This window comes from Ruminococcus sp. 5_1_39BFAA (genome assembly GCF_964240875.1).
GTDB lineage: Bacteria > Bacillota > Clostridia > Lachnospirales > Lachnospiraceae > Blautia_A.
Genome location: NZ_CAXSVO010000034.1, coordinates 19,100 through 36,502, shown reverse-complemented (window position 1 = coordinate 36,502; position 17,403 = coordinate 19,100). Strand labels below are relative to the sequence as shown.

At 41.6% G+C, this 17,403-nt stretch carries 12 protein-coding genes and 1 other annotated feature; of the genes, 8 read left to right on the top strand and 4 right to left on the bottom strand.

The genetic code is table 11. The annotated features are described in order from the left end of the window. Nucleotides 1-115 precede the first annotated feature (115 nt). The gene (locus ACESZH_RS21065; protein ID WP_373219563.1) at nucleotides 116-1,786 is read right to left on the bottom strand and encodes a carbamoyltransferase; all 1,671 of its coding nucleotides are present in this window, start codon (nucleotides 1,784-1,786) and stop codon (nucleotides 116-118) included. 167 nt (nucleotides 1,787-1,953) lie between these two features. On the opposite strand from ACESZH_RS21065, the gene ACESZH_RS21060 reads away from it, so the two are divergent. The 4 genes from ACESZH_RS21060 (at nucleotide 1,954) to ACESZH_RS21045 (ending at nucleotide 6,569) form a co-directional block, all read left to right on the top strand. Beyond that, nucleotides 1,954-2,931, top strand: coding sequence for a Kiwa anti-phage protein KwaB-like domain-containing protein (locus tag ACESZH_RS21060; protein WP_373218875.1), 978 nt, complete (start codon nucleotides 1,954-1,956; stop codon nucleotides 2,929-2,931). Between the two features lie 7 nt (nucleotides 2,932-2,938). Then, nucleotides 2,939-3,541 (top strand): hypothetical protein, encoded by a 603-nt coding sequence (locus ACESZH_RS21055; RefSeq protein WP_373218876.1) that lies wholly within the window; start codon nucleotides 2,939-2,941, stop codon nucleotides 3,539-3,541. Nucleotides 3,542-3,630: 89 nt separating this feature from the next. Then, nucleotides 3,631-4,548, top strand: coding sequence for a tyrosine-type recombinase/integrase (locus ACESZH_RS21050; RefSeq protein WP_373218878.1), 918 nt, complete (start codon nucleotides 3,631-3,633; stop codon nucleotides 4,546-4,548). A 410-nt stretch (nucleotides 4,549-4,958) separates the two neighbouring features. Next, entirely contained in the window at nucleotides 4,959-6,569 is a 1,611-nt protein-coding gene (locus ACESZH_RS21045; protein WP_373218879.1) for a hypothetical protein, read from the top strand. A 177-nt stretch (nucleotides 6,570-6,746) separates the two neighbouring features. On the opposite strand, the gene ACESZH_RS21040 is transcribed toward ACESZH_RS21045, so the two are convergent. Genes ACESZH_RS21040 through ACESZH_RS21030 form a run of 3 tightly spaced genes read right to left on the bottom strand, consistent with a single transcriptional unit; the run spans nucleotide 6,747 to nucleotide 10,244 of the window. Then, nucleotides 6,747-8,225, bottom strand: a complete 1,479-nt coding sequence (locus ACESZH_RS21040; protein ID WP_373218881.1) for a nucleotide sugar dehydrogenase — start codon at nucleotides 8,223-8,225, stop codon at nucleotides 6,747-6,749. Nucleotides 8,226-8,284: 59 nt separating this feature from the next. Next, nucleotides 8,285-8,497: a hypothetical protein gene (locus ACESZH_RS21035; RefSeq protein WP_373218882.1), complete on the bottom strand. Its 213-nt coding sequence runs from the start codon at nucleotides 8,495-8,497 to the stop codon at nucleotides 8,285-8,287. Next, nucleotides 8,466-10,244, bottom strand: a complete 1,779-nt coding sequence (locus ACESZH_RS21030; protein ID WP_373218883.1) for a transposase — start codon at nucleotides 10,242-10,244, stop codon at nucleotides 8,466-8,468. Before ACESZH_RS21030 ends, ACESZH_RS21035 begins: the two co-directional genes overlap by 32 nt. A 483-nt stretch (nucleotides 10,245-10,727) precedes the next feature. Next, nucleotides 10,728-10,985, top strand: a binding site (T-box leader). A 96-nt stretch (nucleotides 10,986-11,081) separates the two neighbouring features. Here ACESZH_RS21030 and ACESZH_RS21025 point away from each other — a divergent pair. The 4 genes from ACESZH_RS21025 (at nucleotide 11,082) to ACESZH_RS21010 (ending at nucleotide 17,339) form a co-directional block, all read left to right on the top strand. Beyond that, nucleotides 11,082-12,737 carry a 2-isopropylmalate synthase gene (locus ACESZH_RS21025; RefSeq protein WP_373218884.1) on the top strand — a complete coding sequence of 552 codons (1,656 nt, stop codon included), beginning with the start codon at nucleotides 11,082-11,084 and terminating at the stop codon, nucleotides 12,735-12,737. 420 nt (nucleotides 12,738-13,157) lie between these two features. Further along, on the top strand, nucleotides 13,158-14,102 hold the full coding sequence (locus tag ACESZH_RS21020; RefSeq protein ID WP_373218885.1) for a cell wall hydrolase: 945 nt from the start codon (nucleotides 13,158-13,160) through the stop codon (nucleotides 14,100-14,102). 304 nt (nucleotides 14,103-14,406) lie between these two features. Continuing rightward, nucleotides 14,407-15,897 carry a threonine synthase gene (gene thrC / locus ACESZH_RS21015; RefSeq protein WP_373218887.1) on the top strand — a complete coding sequence of 497 codons (1,491 nt, stop codon included), beginning with the start codon at nucleotides 14,407-14,409 and terminating at the stop codon, nucleotides 15,895-15,897. A gap of 2 nt (nucleotides 15,898-15,899) precedes the next feature. Further along, nucleotides 15,900-17,339 (top strand): deoxyguanosinetriphosphate triphosphohydrolase, encoded by a 1,440-nt coding sequence (locus ACESZH_RS21010; RefSeq protein WP_373218888.1) that lies wholly within the window; start codon nucleotides 15,900-15,902, stop codon nucleotides 17,337-17,339. The last annotated feature ends 64 nt before the right edge of the window (nucleotides 17,340-17,403 follow it).

Genomic DNA, 17,403 nt, shown 5'->3' with positions numbered 1-17,403 from the left:
TCCTTATTGGTGACAAATATGAATACCCTTTACTTGATCCTTATACTGGCTATTATGTAGTGATTCATTAAATAGAATAGGGGGGAGCGGTCAAATGTGACAGCTTCCCCCTATTCTATTTTTTAATAATATAATTTTCTAATACTAAAATATCAATATTAGTATTTAAATATGTTTGAATTGCATCGACCGGGGATTCTACTATTGGCTGCCCATTGTCATTAAATGAAGTATTAAGCAACACAGGTACGCCTGCAAGCTTATCGAATTCTATTAACAGTCTATGAATAAAAGGTTCTTGAGCCTTGTTTACGGTTTGAACTCTTGCGGTGAAATCTACATGTGTAACTGCCGGAATTTTCATCCTATATTCATTGTGTACTTTGCAAGCTAGTAACATAAATGGAGATAATTGTTTCAAATCAAAAATTTCCATAGCTCTTTCTTCTGTTACAACAGGAGCAAATGGCCTAAAATATTCCCTATGCTTGACTTCTTTGTTCAGATGATCCTGCATTCCTTTCCATGTAGGATTTGTCAAAATACTTCTATGACACAATGCACGAGGTCCAAATTCACTACGCCCTCTTAATATTGCAACAATTTTATTTTCAAATATATAATGAGCCAGAACTTTACACAATTCTTCATCGTCATCATAGTATATATAATTTAGACTAAATGCATCCAACTCTTCTTTAATTTTATCATTTGTATAACTAAGACCTAAATATGGCAAAATCTTGCTCGTATTACGGACATTTTTCCCGCTGATTTTATAAGCATGAAAAGCGGCTCCTACCGCCTGTCCGTCATCACTGGAAGCTGGACATATATGTAGCCGCAAATTGGGAATATTTTCCAACAGTTTATGATTTAACATGCAATTCAAAAAAGTTCCACCAGACAAACAGACATCATAAATTCCGTATTTTTGAGTAATGTACTTTATCAACCCGCTAAGTAATGCTTCTGTTAACTCCTGAACAGTTTTAGCGATATTAGCAGCTTCATTGTGGAGAAATTCATAGTATCTAAGTCCTGACTCCAGGTATCTTGCATAAATTTCTTGAATTAAGGTTCCAAATTGTAAATCAAAATTAAAAGAATCTATTTGTAAATGTGAATAATCTTGTATTGATTTTCCATAGGAAGCTAGCCCCATAGTTTTTCCACATTGTCCCCATTTGAATCCCAACATATAAGTAATCTGCTCATATTTTCGGCCTATACTAATAGGGTTATGTAAAAGTTCTTTGTTCATAAAAGGGTAAATATAACTTTGTTTTTTATTAATTGTATTTATAGGTGGTATTTGATACCGTGCTTCTAATGGATATACAGAATTATTGACCCCCATATACAAACTTTCTGCTTCTGTCATCAAACCATGGTTGTCACCACCACCATCTGCAACCAAAATTAAAGCTTTCGTAAAATCTGATGTACAAAATGCTGATTCCGCATGTGCCAAATGATGCGAAACCGGTATCACTTCAAAAGAACCCTTTGGATAGTGAGAAGTTAGTTCTTCAAAGTAATACTGCTTTAATTCATATGCGTTTACCGAAGAAAAAGTAAACGCAACATAATCAATCATATCCACAGTAATCTGGCAATAGTCAAGTATAGCATCTATTGCTTGATATGGTATCTCCGAAGAGTCAGAATGCTTTATGCGGTCTATTCTTTCTTGCGCTAAAGATGCCTGCAATTCTCCGTTTTTTACTAGTGCAGCACAACGATCATGTCCAATATGAATCCCCAATGCATATATATCTTTCATAAGTTAGTCTGCCTCCTTCATAGATAACTGCTAATTATCCATCCTTACCCTACAAAACTACTACCGAATAATGCACTGCTTTCAACCAACAATTTTTGTGATATACTGGATAAAGAAAATTACAACCGCCCGCTACAATTTCACACACAAAAGAGGAGCACGAAAAGATGAAGCAGCAATCCACAGGATTATCAAAAGAAGAATTGAAGAACAGAATTGAAGTCTTTGCCGACAAATATGACAAAACGCAGGTTGATATCATGTTTGTGAGAAAAACATCTTCAAAGCAAAGAACCTACAAAACTTATATGATGGAATGCAGTAAACAGAGTGTAAAGGAAATGATCATTGGGAGCCTGGAAAATATAAGTCGTGTACTGGACACATATGCTATGGAACCCTATGATCTGGAGATGTCCAGGGATGACACAGTCCAATATGTGCAGAAAGAAAGCGTCATACACTCAGATGCCATACTTGGAAGTCTTACAGAGCAGTTAGATGACCAGAATACGTTAAATCAAGATGTAGATTTTGACAAACTGAATTTTGTAGTAATTCAATTGTATATACCTCAGGAAGACAAAAGGCTGCTTTTGTTTAAAAACCATGTGAGGAAGACGGCAGCCATGAAAACAAAATCAGTTATGTTCTCTTTTAATGGAAAAGAATTTAAGCCATTAACGGATAAAATATTGACAATTGGAAGCAACGTGGAAGCGTTTCTCACAGATGATTATTACTATATTTTAAATCGCAATAAATTCAACTCTATGTTTGATTATAAAGATGCGTTTCTTAAGGTGATTGAGGATAATCAGAGTGCGATCGTTAATATGGACATGATAACAAGCGCACAGGATTTCATTGATCTATGTAAACGTGACGGACGATACATGCCGCGTCTGACTAAGGCAATATTGGGAAAAGGATTTGGTAATCTGGCAACACATAAGGCGAAGTTAGGAAAAATAAAGGCGGACTATGGACTTCAGGTTGAGTTGACTGGCGATGGGAAAATTGTCTATAACAAACCGGAGGATGCTGCCGAGATATTGAATCTTCTATTAGATCATTATGTAATAAGCGCTTTGACAGAGAATAAGATGTTGGCAAAGGCAATAGAAAAATATGAAATAGGGTGAGAATAAAATGCACAAAGTAATCTTGTTTATATCTTCTTATATACCTCTTTATGTGTTGCTGGTAATAAAAAATATACTTGAACGATGTACAGAAGGTGGAAGATTTCTAAATTTTATTGAAAAATTTAGAAATGCGGCCTTCTTTGATGAAGTAAATGACTGGGCAATATTGCTCCTATTGGGATTAAGCTTTTTTTCGTTTGTTTATTTAAAAAGGAAAATGAAAGCTACTAAGAATGAAAAATGTTACCGAGTCGTGAAAGTTAAGGATGAGACAAGTAACAATTATTTCAATTATATTTCCATATACCTGTTATCCTGTCTTGGGTTGACGTTGAATGAAATCGTAGATATTTTTGTGCTTTTCTTTTTGATGATATTAGTGGGATACATATACATTACAAATGATTTGATTTATCTGAATCCGACTCTCAATATGATGGGGTTCAAAGCGTATAATGCAGAGCTTTATTCAGAAGCAACCCATGAGGCAATAGAAAGTATTGTGATCTGTAAGAAGGGAGTGGATATGAAAGCTAATAGTCTGATATGCGGTACAGGAAAATATTCACTGATTGTTTCAAACAAAAACTGGTGTTCACAATCATAAAAATAAATGTGTTAGTCAGACTACAACCCCTCCATATTGCAAATAGTATCAAAAATGGTAGTATGATACAAAAAGGAGGAGGTTATAATATGAGACTCAAAGACAGAGTAAAGCCATATTTGGAGTATTGTGAATACCGAAAGGAGCTTAACAAGAAGACGTTGAAAGCATATCGCATTGATTTGCGGCAATTTTTTGATTTCATTGCTGATGGTGAGCCGGATAAAGAAAGAATAGAAAAGTACATTACAGAGTTGCATAAAACATATAAACAAAAGACAGTAAAACGAAAAATAGCTTCCATAAAAGCATATTACAATTATCTGGAAGAGGAAGAAATCATTGAAGATAATCCTTTTAGAAAAATAAAAGTTAAATTTAAGGAAGTCATAACACTTCCAAGGATTATTCCGAGGGAAGAAATTGAACAGCTATTAAATTACATGTACGGATGCCTGGGAAAAGATAGTGGGCGTATGGAGCGATACCAGTTGCGGGATGTGGCTGTCGTGGAGGTATTTTTTGCAACAGGAGCCAGGGTATATGAAATTTCGAATATACGTGAGGATAGCGTTAATCTACATTCTGGCTTGGTAAGAATCATGGGAAAAGGCGGAAGAGAAAGGTATATTCAGATTGGTAATTCTTCAATCCTGGCAATTCTAAAGAAATACTATGAAGAAAATGAGACTGCAATTAAGAAAAGTGGATTTTTCTTTGTAAACAGTAGAGGCGATAGATATACGGAACAATCGATTCGGCTAATGCTGAAGAAATATACAAAATTAGCGGGTATTGATAGAAATATAACACCTCACATGTTCAGGCATTCCTTTGCAACCTATTTAATAGAAGAAGGTGTGGATGTAAGCTGCGTTCAGCAGATATTAGGACACAGTTCTATAAGAACAACTCAGATCTATATACATATAGCAGCTAAAAAACAGGCTGAGATTTTAAAGGAAATGCACCCGAGAAATAGTATGAATGTAGCTGGGGTGGCGTAAGGGTTTAAAGAAGATTGAGGAGGCTGGCCTGTTTTTGGGGTGGTCTTTTTGTGTTACCACAAATTAGAATTTGAGATAGTATAATTGACGCAGGAGGATGACTTATGTACAATTGCGAAAACGAGATACGAAGAACGGATCTGGCATTGCGGTGTGCATACCCGGAGCTGGAGACGGCTATTTACAAAATTAATCCCGTTGAGTATGTGATTCACTGTATGGAATTCCAGGGGGATTTTGCCAAATTGTCTGAAGAATTCAACAATGAAATCCGGCATATAGCTTCTCCTGTTAAATTATCAGAGAGTGCGCCGGTAAATTTTGAAAAGAAACTCCTGCCAATTTCATTTGAAAATCCTGTAGATGAATTTCGTGCTTCGGTTGATACGGAGACAGAAGTAAGGGGACTGGTGGAAGCAAAATTTTGTGATGTAGAGATTGTGCGTATTATACATCATACGGGAATGAACTATTCTATTGATATTACAGTGGGAAGTGACACAACAGATGAAAAAATCAGGGAGATGAAAAAGTTTTTATGCCCTGTCCTTGGGGCAGATTCCATTTGTATCAGCAAAAATGATCGGGAAAGTATAGATAAAAGGGTAGAGAAGGAGCAAGTTTCAGAGAAACATGATCCATTGCTTCGAATGCTTGAGGTTCGGGGACTGGGTTATCATAAAGATCTGAACTGTTCTGCAGTGGAAGCGGATTATTGGTTTTCAAATGCGGAAGCCATTTATGAAAATCGCATAACGAGAGCGGAGATACCATTTTATAGGGCAGAACAGAAAAACTGTTTTATGGACTGCTCTTTGCAAAGTAATTTTGATATTCGCAAAGCTCTGTTTTTGTATGAAACAGTTTATATCGGTATGCCGCTGGAAAATCACCTGGATCGTTTCCTTCAGTATCAGAGGATGACAAAGAAAGAACTTGTGGAATTGATTGATATGGGAAAGGTAGTGCTTGTACTGACCAATCTGGAGAGCAGATATGATAAAAAACTGCTGAATGAAGCTTATAGCGCTAATCCATTGGGTGTAATAGGAAGACGCGGGGTTAATGTCCTTGTGGCGTCGTATTTATCTGAACTTGAAAAGAGATATATACAAAATTATCCGGAAGTGTATAAAATGTCGAGGGAATTGTATCGTCAAGGTCGTGGTGCAGGAGATAAAAAGTTGCTGCATATGGCTGATGTGATAAGTTTTCCTCTTCGGGCAAAAGCGCAGAGCTTCCGTTATTTGAATACAGATGGGTTGTTTTCATTATCTGCATATGGTGTTAACACCCTTATCTCATCGGCATTAGATACGAAGTTGGACAATGAGAAAAAAGCTTGGCTGGATCTCTGTGTTTTATCAGGCGCTGAACAGATTCATCTTGCAATGGCGATCAATGCAACGTATTTTCCGATTCAATGGCAGAATGGCTCTAATGATTATCTTAATTCGGATTTTCAGATGGTAGATATAATGGACAAACTGCTGAGTATGTATTGGTACGGAAAGGATCAGATTTCTTTTATACAGCAGGCAAGAGATATTAAGGGGATGGAACTTTTGGAGTTATTTGAGTGTGAGAAAAGCCTTTCTGTACATGATGTGGCGAATAGCGCAGATGAATGGAATACGCCATTGCTGTTTGGGAGGATTCTGGATGGAATTGCAAAACTGCCGCTTGAGAAGCAGAATGAAAAAATCAGGGAGTATAATCATCTTTTGCTTGAGATTTCAAAACAGCCAGACCGTAATTCTGTAACAGATATGATCATGACGGGTATGAGCTTTGTGCCAATGAGTGACAGAGCCTCGATTGCTGCAAATGTTTTTGATATATTACAAAGCATGTTATCTCAACGAAAACCAATCAAAGAATATAAGGATAAACGTAATTTAAAATGGAAAATGGAGAAGACAGAAAAAAGAAAATTTGATCAGCAATCTGTTGATGAGATTTATCTTCTGGATAAAATATATCGTGTAGCAAGATTGCAGCAGAGGAACATCACAGAATAATGCGTTTTGTTATTTGATGACGAACATTGTATAAATAACGGTTCTGATTGTTCTGATATCTGGTGAAGGTAACCGCAAAATAGAATTACCGCAAATCTCTCTGTACCAAATAAGATACGCAAGAGCAAAAATCCCTCTGAACAATCAACCGGTGATTGCCAGAGGGATTTCCACCCTCTAATCTCTCCGAAACAGATCCCTGGTATAAACCTTATCCTTCACATCATCCAGACAACTATCATACCGATTTGCGATAATAGCATGAGATACCCGTTTAAATTCATCCAAATCTCCAATAACCCGACTTCCAAAAAATGTTGAGTTGGCGGGAAGTGTAGGCTCATAGATCACGACCGTAGCCCCCTTAGCCTTAATCCTCTTCATGACACCCTGAATAGAAGACTGACGGAAGTTATCCGAATTACTCTTCATAGTCATTCGGTACACACCGATAATACATTCTTTTTCTCTTGAAACATCATAATTACCTTCCGAATAAGAGTAATAACCCGCAATGTCCAAAACGCGGTCCGCAATGAAATCCTTCCTGGTCCTGTTGGACTCTACGATGGCGGACATCATATTCTGCGGTACGTGCTGGAAGTTTGCGAGCAGCTGCTTGGTATCTTTCGGCAGGCAGTACCCGCCATAACCAAAGGAAGGATTGTTATAGTGGGTGCCGATACGGGGATCAAGGCAGACTCCGTTGATGATCTCCTGGGTATTCAGGCCTTTGGACTCGGCATAAGTATCCAGCTCATTGAAGTATGACACCCGCAGAGCCAGATAAGTATTTGCAAACAGCTTAACAGCTTCCGCCTCTGTGAATCCCATGAACAGCGTGTCAATGTTTTCCTTAACAGCTCCCTGCTGAAGAAGGGAGGCAAAAACATGTGCGGCTTCCTTTGTGCCTTCATCGCAGCCTACAATGATGCGGGAGGGATAAAGGTTATCATAAAGTGCCTTGGACTCACGGAGAAATTCTGGGCTGAAGATGATCCGGGATGTATTGTATTTCTGGCGGACAGATTTTGTATAGCCTACAGGGATCGTGGACTTGATGACCATTATGGCGTTGGGGTTCGTTTTCAGGACCAGTTCAATGACTGCTTCTACGGCAGAGCAGTCAAAGAAATTCAGCTTGCTGTCATAGTTGGTGGGAGCTGCAATGATCACAAATTCAGCATCCTTATATGCGGATTCACCATCGAGAGTAGCGGTAAGGTCAAGCTCTCTCTCTGCCAGGTATTTTTCGATATATTCATCCTGGATGGGAGACTTTCTGTTATTAATAAGGTCAACCTTTTCCGGGATAATATCCACCGCAGTCACATGATTGTGCTGGGCCAGGAGTGTAGCGATTGACAGGCCTACGTATCCGGTTCCGGCTACAGCAATCTTATATTTCCTATTCAATGTCGCAGGTTTCGATTCCTTATTCTTTTCCTCCTCGAACAGATTTACCACTTCGAAGTCTAATATTTCTCCAAGCTTCTGAAGCTGGTCCACAGAAGGCACATAATCCTTTTTTTCGATTCTGCCGATCATGGTTCTGTGGATACCGGTTGCTTCTGCCAGTTGAGCCTGGGTAATGTGTTTTGCTTTTCTCTGCCTGCTGACGGTTTCTGCCAGCTTTTCGACGGATAGTTTTTTCATTTTATGTGAATTCTTCATGTTTTTCACACTAAACGACACTTGATTGCCTGATGTAGCCTTCAGACATCCAGAAACGTAAGCAACTCATCCAGTGTTTTGCCGCTCTTTTTATAGGCATCGATGATTTGCCTGCTTTCGTATTCCTGCTTTTGTTGTTGCAACTTTAGAACCCGATCCGAAAGGATATCCACTTTTTCCTGGGCCTTTTTGAGATCGTCTTCAGCTTTTTTGAGTTCTGCTTCAATCGCAGATATCGATTTCGTCCTCGCCATAGAAATCGTCCTCCTTGTTTTCAAATGACTCATTCTCTTCATCCGTATCTGGTAAAAGGGATTGATTGTTTCCTAAAAGCCTGCTGATTTCAGCTGCTGAATGGAATACGTCTGTGTCCGCCAACCCAAAGGAACTGAGGATTGTTTTCTGCTTCTTTGTCACCGCATGATCCAGCCGGTAGTAACCGTTGTTTCGGCGGACCATCTCGATTTTCTCCAGTTCACGTATCGCCTTTGGTACATTCATATAGTTCGTTTTTGTCTGAAGCCGCAGCATTGTTTCTTTAAGAAGGTTGTAGATACGGTTTCGGACAATCAGGGCGACAAATTCTACGAAAATTTTTGCAGAAAGCGCTTCCGCCGTATGAGTCCGCATGCTGCCTGAACCAAGAAATGTTTTGTCAGACCGGAACAACTTCTCTGAAATATCGCGCCCTTTGTACTGGATCAATGCGGCAGATGCCGTCATTTTCTCGGATGTAACGATACAGAAGTACCCGCACAGCCTGAGCTGGCGTTCAATGACATCTTCCTTTTCGCTGACCGAAATCAGAACACCTTTTTTATTGTACTGGATGTTGAAGTAGTCGTGGTAAGTTTTGGAGAACTTCGTTTCCGTATCAATGTGTTTCTCAAGAAAGAGACGGTACTTTTCAATCTGCTGCTCGAAAACCTCACGTTCCGCTGCCTGCCTGGAAGGATTGAAATATATATGAATATACCTTTCTCTGGTGTCATCCTCATATAGTCTGGCCTGCACCGTTTTTCCGTAGACTCTGTAGGAACGGATCGAGCAGCTCCTTTGCGTCTCAAATGTGTTGCGATGCTTTTCCACCAGTGAAGCTACCAGTTCCTTCCTTCCCTTAATCATCATAATGAAGGAGAAATTGTTTTCCTCCATGTAACGGATATTTTCCTTGCTGAAGTAGCCCCTGTCCAGGATGAAACCGATGCGTTTGTATCCGTAATCCAGGACTTTATCTACCATATAGGTGAATTGGGATACATCCGTTATAGATCCCGGATATTCCTCATACAGCAGGGGGACCCGATTGGATTTATCAAAAACCAGCGAAACATTGAATACAGGGAGTCCCTTGTTATCCTTGGGGTGCCCAAACTCGACGAGATCGACATCTCCTGCCTGGCAGTTTTTGTTCGTCGAATCATAGGAAATATATATCTGCTGCTTATGGTCCCTGCCTTTATTCCAATCATTCAGGAAACCAATGATCTGGTCTTTGCTGATGGAGTTTAGCATCCGGCTGACCTTGACATCACTGTAAATCTTCATGTTTTCCGAAAAGAGCGGATGGCAGAAAGCAAAATCAGGATAATGAAGGCCAACATTCTCTTCATCAACGATCATGAATGAGACTAGATCAAGGAAAAGCCCATAGTCTTGACCGAGATGTTTTTCGAGCATTCCGGGAAGTTTGTACTCTTTCAATACTTTTTGGATCACAATATATGATCCGATTCGGAGGGCGCAGCTCCGATAAGCTTCAGGGCGTTCCTCCGGCATAGGCGAGTCAGGAAAGATGTCAGAAAACTTTTCATTTGGGTACATCATTTCCGGATGGTTCGGATCAAGTTTTCCGATGCTGACCCGCACAGGGATCGTGTATTTCTTTTCCGGGTAATACGTGCGACCGGTTTCAAACTGAATGTATGTGAGATTTCCTTTTTTCATCCGGGTGATTTTCCCCTGTACTTTGGGAATCGGCACCGTAAAACTGTAGTACATGTGGGCCTCCTTTTAGTGTGATATTCACACTAAAACAGTACCACATTTCCAAGAAAAAATCAAGCAGAAAGCGCGTAAAATCAATGAATTTGGCAAGTTTTTCCTGCTTCGCTTTTGTTTTAGTGCGAAGCACACGAAGAATTCACATTTTATACACCTTTCTTGGAAATGTTGTTTTAAACGGCATCTTATAACGGATACTTTATTTGTGATTTTTCCCTGAAATACTATCACAATACAAGAAAAAGGTCAATAAAAATGTAAAAGGTTTTTCGGAACTTTATACACCAAGACAAATAATGTTGTTTTAAATAACATTTCTGGGAACTCGGGATGTAATCGAAAATGGGTTATGGGGCAGCAGGCTGTCTCCATTCCGTCCGGCATTGGCGTATAATTCACGGAACTAAGGCCGCCGGAGTTCAAAAAATCCATTGACAAATCCCCAAAAACATGATAATGTATTAACACATTAAGCATATGGAAAATGCTGTGATGAGGAATAGTACACAGGGACTGGAGCACAGAGAACTGCTGGCTGGTGGAAAGCAGTGGAAGGAAATTGTGGAACTCGCCTCGGAGCATCTGCCCAAAATCTGATTATGGAGAGTAGGCGCAGACGGTGTCCACCGTTACATGGAGAGGATATAAGGATGTATATCATTCCGTATCCCATAAGCGTATGAATCCGTTCATAAAATCAGAGTGGTACCGCGTAGGACTTGAATTTTCGTCTTTCGTCTCTAGCAGAAATGCAGAGCCGGAAGATTTTTTTTGCATAAAAGTCCTGCAGTTAATATGCTATATTACAATTATAAAAATGGAGGAATGAAAGCGATGATGAACGCAAGCAAGTACAAAAGACAATATTATCTGCCGCCGGAAAGATGTATGGATTGGGCAGAAAAAGACTATGTAGATAAAGCTCCGGCATGGTGTTCCGTGGACCTTCGTGACGGCAATCAGGCCCTTGTCATTCCAATGAGTCTGGAGCAGAAGGTAGACTTCTTTAAGCTTCTGGTGGAAATCGGATTCAAAGAGATTGAGGTGGGATTCCCGGCTGCTTCTGAGACGGAATACACTTTCCTTCGAACCCTGATAGACAGAAATCTGATTCCGGAGGATGTGACGATTCAGGTACTTACCCAGGCAAGAGAGCATATTATCCGTAAAACTTTCGAGGCTGTAAAAGGTGCGCCAAAGGCCATCGTCCATGTTTACAATTCCACTTCTGTTGCCCAGCGTGAGCAGGTGTTCAAAAAATCAAAGGAAGAGATCCTGCAGATTGCTGTGGACGGGGCTAAATTATTAAAAGAGCTTGCAGAGGAAACGGAAGGTAATTTCCAGTTTGAATACAGTCCGGAAAGCTTTACCGGAACAGAACCGGAATATGCTCTGGAGGTGTGCAATGCCGTTCTGGACGTATGGAAGCCAACCCCGGATAATAAGTGCATTATCAACCTTCCTGTAACCGTTCAGCTTGCTATGCCGCATGTATACGCAAGCCAGATCGAGTATATGTGCAAGCACTTAAAATATCGTGAAAACGTAATCGTTTCCCTCCATCCGCACAATGACCGCGGCTGCGGTGTTGCAGATACGGAAATGGGTATTCTGGCAGGTGCAGACAGAATCGAAGGAACACTTTTCGGAAATGGAGAGCGTACCGGAAATGTAGATATAGTTACACTGGCCATGAATATGTATTCCCAGGGCGTTGATCCGAAGCTTGATTTTTCCGATATGCCTCACGTATGCGAGGTTTATGAGCAGTGCACTGGAATGCACATTAACGAGAGAAGCCCATATAGCGGTGCTCTTGTATTTGCTGCTTTTTCCGGCTCTCATCAGGATGCTATCGCAAAGGGAATGCATTGGATTGAGGAAAAAGATCCTAACCACTGGACCGTACCATATCTGCCTATTGATCCTACTGATGTAGGGAGAAATTACGATGCGGATGTCATCCGTATTAACAGCCAGTCAGGAAAGGGCGGCGTAGGATACATTCTGGAAACAAAGTACGGTTTGAACCTTCCGCCAAAAATGCGCGAGGCTATGGGCTATACCGCCAAGGCACTTTCCGATCACCTTCACAAAGAGCTGCATCCGGATGAAATATTCAGCCTGTTTAAGCAGACCTTTGAAAATGTGGTGGATCCTTACAGCATCAGCGAGGTTCACTTCCAGCAGAAGGAAGGCGGTATTACGACGCAGGTGACCTCCACTTTCCGCGGAAAAACAATTGTTACCGAGGCAAAAGGAAACGGACGTCTGGATGCAGTAAGCAATGCGTTAAAGAAAGCATACGAGCTGAAGTATTCCCTGGAGGTTTACCAGGAACATGCACTGGAACGCAGCTCCAGTTCCAAAGCTATTGCCTATGTGGGAATCAAGAAACCGGACGGAACTATGGCATGGGGCGCAGGCGTAGACCCGGATATTATCCGCGCATCCATTGACGCGCTTGTGACAGCTATTAATAATCGTTGACAATTCACCAGCTGACGACAGCAAGCACCAAAAGCATTCGCTTTTGGTGCTTTTTTACGTCGTAACTGCTCGGAAAGGGTCAATGGAAAAAACTTGACGAAACAATAACATCTGACTATAATCAGAATATAGAAAAGAGCAAGGCAGAAGCCTTGTCAGATCGGGGAGAATTAAAAAGGGGACATACAAGAATACACTTATATTTTAGAAAGATGAAGGGAATCTTTCTAAAATATTAAGAGTATATTTGGTTGTCTTCTTTATTTTTTGACCTATTATGGAAAAATATGGAACAAATGTATAAAAATAGCTTGACAGATTGGCTCATATTAAATATAATTTTCTCATGCGTTACAAAAATATTACGAAATAAAGAACTTAAGAAAAGAAAACATAATATTAACGCAAGGAATAAAGAGTATGAAGATTAAGAAGAGATTACAAAATGTAACAAAACACAAAGAAAACTGCAAAGAAGATAAGCCGGAAAGAAGTGATCTTGTCCATAATTTCGTAGTGCTTACTGCCTGTGCTGCCGTGGCTGTGACCATCGCAGTTGTGCCAAAGGTAGCCGGAAAGGATGGGAAAAATCAGGTATTTGCCGCTGCGGAAACGGAGAGCGGCTGGTCATCAGTAGCCTATGATGATCTGGCTGTAAAAGAGAATTATCTGCCCACCGGAATTGCAGGCGTTGTGACAGGTGTTGCAGAAACACCTTCTGTGGGCTCCTCGGTAAAACGAATCGGTACCTCCTGCGAAAGGGTTATGGTAGGTCAGAGGGTAAAAAAGGTAGAGGGCAGCGCAGAGGATTTAAATGTAAGCTCCTCCATGAAAAATTCGGTAAACAGCTTTGACGCCGCAGCTATTACCATGGCTAAGAACCCGAAACTGATGTCTGATTCAGACTATGACACGCTGCTTCGCATTGTGGAGGCAGAAGCCGGAGGTGAAGATATCAAAGGCAGGGTATTGGTGGCAAATGTGATCATGAACCGTGTAGAAAGTGATGAATTCCCTGATACCGTGACTGATGTGGTATGGGAGTATGATTGTGGTGTCCCCCAGTTCTCCCCGACTTATGACGGCCGCATCAATGAAGTAACGGTTTCTGATGAAACGAGAGAGGCTGTGAAGCAGGCCCTTGAGGGAGTGGATTATTCCCAGGGAGCGCTTTTCTTCGTACAGAAGGATGCAGCAGATAAAAAGAACGTAGCGTGGTTTGATAAGGAGCTGAAGAAGCTGTTTAAATACGGTGTTCACGACTTCTATACTTACCCGGATGAAAACAGCAAAGAGTCTTCTGATGCCGAAAAAAATACAGGCATAGAAGCTGACGATAATGTTGTCCAGATGGTTAAAAAATGACATCTTGGAATAAGGGGTTCAAAATGCCGCACGGAGAAATCCGGTGCGGCATTTTGCTGCGAATAGTGACTTTTGCTGTATTCCCCGGCGAAAAAGGCGGGATTTTTATGTGGTATTTTGCTAAAGCGTGTGATATAATGTGAACACTTAGCGAATGCGAGCCGAAGGCGCAGCATGAGGTTAGTGAGAACATATACCTGGACACTTAGTGAATGCAAGCCGTTAGGTGCTAGTGACCATGGTATAATGTGAACACTTAGCAAATTCTTTTTTAGACGATATACAGAAAGGCAGGAACAACACAATGCAGGTATTGTATCAGAGTACCAGAGGCAAGGGGGAGACTGTAACTGCTTCCCAGGCAATCTTAAAAGGACTTTCCGATGACGGAGGATTATTTGTACCCACCTCCATTCCGAAGCTTGATGTTCCCATGGAAAAGCTTTCAAATATGACATATCAGGAGACTGCCTATGAGGTTATGAGCCGTCTTCTTACAGATTTTACAGAAGAAGAACTGAAAAACTGCATCGCCAAAGCCTACGATGAGAAATTTGACACCAGAGAGATCGCTCCTTTGCATCAGGCTGACGGTGCATACTTTTTGGAGCTTTATCACGGTGCGACCATTGCATTTAAGGATATGGCGCTCTCCATTCTTCCTCACCTGATGACAACAGCAGCAAAGAAAAATCAGGCAAAGAATGAGATCGTCATTCTCACCGCAACCTCCGGTGATACCGGAAAGGCCGCTCTCGCAGGATTTGCGGACGTACCGGGCACCAAAATAATCGTATTTTATCCAAAGCACGGCGTAAGCCCCATTCAGGAAAAGCAGATGGTCACCCAGAAGGGGGATAACACCTTTGTGGTGGGAATTACCGGAAACTTTGACGATGCCCAGACAGCAGTAAAGAAGATGTTTAACGATAAGGTACTGGCCGCTGAGCTTGACGAAGCAGGCTTCCAGTTCTCCTCCGCAAACTCTATCAATATCGGACGTCTGGTACCGCAGATCGTGTACTATGTATACGCCTATGCCAGCCTTGTGCGCCAGGGAAAAATAAATGACGGTCAGGAGATCAATGTGGTTGTTCCCACAGGAAACTTCGGAAACATTCTGGCAGCCTTTTATGCAAAGCAGATGGGGCTTCCCATTCACAAGCTGATCTGCGCGTCCAATGAAAACAAGGTTCTGTATGATTTCTTCTCTACAGGAACCTATGACAGAAAGAGGGATTTTATCCTCACAACATCTCCTTCTATGGACATTCTTATTTCCAGCAATCTGGAGCGTCTGATCTACCGCATTACAGGGGAAAATGCCGAAAAATGCGCAGAGCTGATGCAGTCCTTAAGCCAGGGCGGGGAATATACCATTACAGAAGAGATGAAAGAAAAGCTGACGGACTTCTATGGCAATTTCTGCAGCGAAGAAGAGACAAAAGATACGATCCGCGAGGTGTTTGCAGACAGTCATTATGTCATTGACACCCATACAGCAGTAGCAGCGGGAGTCTATAAGAAATACTTAAAGGAAACAGAGGATACCACACCGACAGTGATCGCATCCACTGCAAGCCCCTATAAATTTACGAGAAGTGTGATGGATGCCATTGCAGAGGGACATGAGGATCTGGATGATTTCGGGCTGGCAGATGCACTGTCAGAGCTTTCCGGAGTGCCACTGCCAAAGGCTGTGGAGGAGATCCGCACGGCGCCGGTTATTCATGACCGCGTAGTGGACGCGCCGGATATGCCTGCAACTGTAAAAAATATTTTAGGAATTCAATGATCATGATGGAATGGAAAAGACTGCTTTCCCCGAAAAGAGTGGGAAATTATGCGAAAAGCAGCAATGTTCGTTCCAGCGATCTGAGAAGCGAGTTTGAGAAGGACTACCATAGAATCATTGGTAGTTCTTCTTTTAGGCGGCTTCAGGATAAAACCCAGGTATTTGCACTGGATAAAAGCGATTTTATCAGAACAAGGCTTACCCATTCTCTGGAGGTATCCTCCTTTGCAAAATCCATGGGACAGAACATTGCACAGTATTTAATTGAAAACCATATAGATACTTCTTTTACTCAGGAAACAAAAGCAGACATCTGCGATATCCTCCAGTGTGCCGGGCTGATCCATGACATCGGAAATCCGCCCTTCGGACATTTCGGGGAGGAGGCGATCCGGGACTGGTTTGTGAGAAAACTTCACACATTGAACTTTCATGGGAAGCCGGTGACAGAGGTGCTTACCAACCAGATGGTACAGGACTTTTATCACTTTGAAGGTAACGCACAGGCGCTCAGGCAGGTGACGAAGCTTCATTTTCTTGTAAATGAAAACGGTATGAACCTGACGTATGCGCTTCTGAATACGATTATCAAATACCCGGTTTCATCGGAAGAGATCAATCCGGAAAGCGGAAAGATAGCAGAGAAAAAAATGGGCTTTTTCCATGCAGAGCAGCCGCTCTATGAGATGATCGCAAAGGAGATGGGAACCACTGGGATGCGCCATCCCCTGACCTTTATCCTGGAGGCGGCGGATGATATTGCCTATCGGACTGCGGATATCGAGGATGCCTTCAAAAAGGGCTGTATTTCCTATGAAAAGCTGCGGAATGAGCTGGGAGCTGCCTGCAAAAAGGCAGTGGAAAAGGGAGAGCTCGTGGATCTGAAAAGACTTGATCCTGTTGCAATGATGGACCATCAGTTTCAGAATGCGGTCAAAAGAGGTGTGACAGATCCAAGGCTTTATGCGGTCCAGAATTTCCTTGTGCGGCTGCAAAGCTCCCTGATCTTCTGTGCCACCTATGGGTTTACCTCAAATTATAAAAAGATCATGGCGGGAGAGTACCAGCACGATCTGTTTTATCATACTTATGGTGACTGGGTGATCCGGGCGCTTGGCGATATTGCTTACCGGTATGCTTTTATCTCCAAGCCTATCTTGCAGATGGAGGTATCTGCCTGGACGATCCTGAATTTCCATATGGATCATTTTGTGCCGGCGGTGATCGCCTATGACACAGGGGAGCCGCTGAATATGATGGATAAAAAGCTTGTGACCCTTATTTCCGAAAATTACCGCCAGATTTACAGGCTGTACAGCGAGAAAACCGGGGATGAGAGAGAAAAGCTTTATCTCAGGCTGCTTCTGGTGACGGACTTTGTAAGCGGAATGACAGACAGCTACGCAAAGGATTTATATCAAAAGCTGAATGGGATATCATAAGATTTTGTACAAATTCCAATACATAATCTTTGTGAAACTATTGACATTTTAACGCGAAAATGCA

Bases quoted from the DNA above. Each gene is read 5' to 3' on its own strand.
- ACESZH_RS21020 (WP_373218885.1), top strand. From the start codon at position 13,158: ATGAAGATTAAGAAGAGATTACAAAATGTAACAAAACACAAAGAAAAC.
- ACESZH_RS21025 (WP_373218884.1), top strand. From the start codon at position 11,082: ATGATGAACGCAAGCAAGTACAAAAGACAATATTATCTGCCGCCGGAA.
- thrC (WP_373218887.1), top strand. From the start codon at position 14,407: ATGCAGGTATTGTATCAGAGTACCAGAGGCAAGGGGGAGACTGTAACT.
- ACESZH_RS21035 (WP_373218882.1), bottom strand. From the start codon at position 8,497: ATGGCGAGGACGAAATCGATATCTGCGATTGAAGCAGAACTCAAAAAA.
- ACESZH_RS21050 (WP_373218878.1), top strand. From the start codon at position 3,631: ATGAGACTCAAAGACAGAGTAAAGCCATATTTGGAGTATTGTGAATAC.
- ACESZH_RS21060 (WP_373218875.1), top strand. From the start codon at position 1,954: ATGAAGCAGCAATCCACAGGATTATCAAAAGAAGAATTGAAGAACAGA.
- ACESZH_RS21010 (WP_373218888.1), top strand. From the start codon at position 15,900: ATGATGGAATGGAAAAGACTGCTTTCCCCGAAAAGAGTGGGAAATTAT.
- ACESZH_RS21040 (WP_373218881.1), bottom strand. From the start codon at position 8,225: ATGAAAAAACTATCCGTCGAAAAGCTGGCAGAAACCGTCAGCAGGCAG.
- ACESZH_RS21065 (WP_373219563.1), bottom strand. From the start codon at position 1,786: ATGAAAGATATATATGCATTGGGGATTCATATTGGACATGATCGTTGT.
- ACESZH_RS21030 (WP_373218883.1), bottom strand. From the start codon at position 10,244: ATGTACTACAGTTTTACGGTGCCGATTCCCAAAGTACAGGGGAAAATC.
- ACESZH_RS21055 (WP_373218876.1), top strand. From the start codon at position 2,939: ATGCACAAAGTAATCTTGTTTATATCTTCTTATATACCTCTTTATGTG.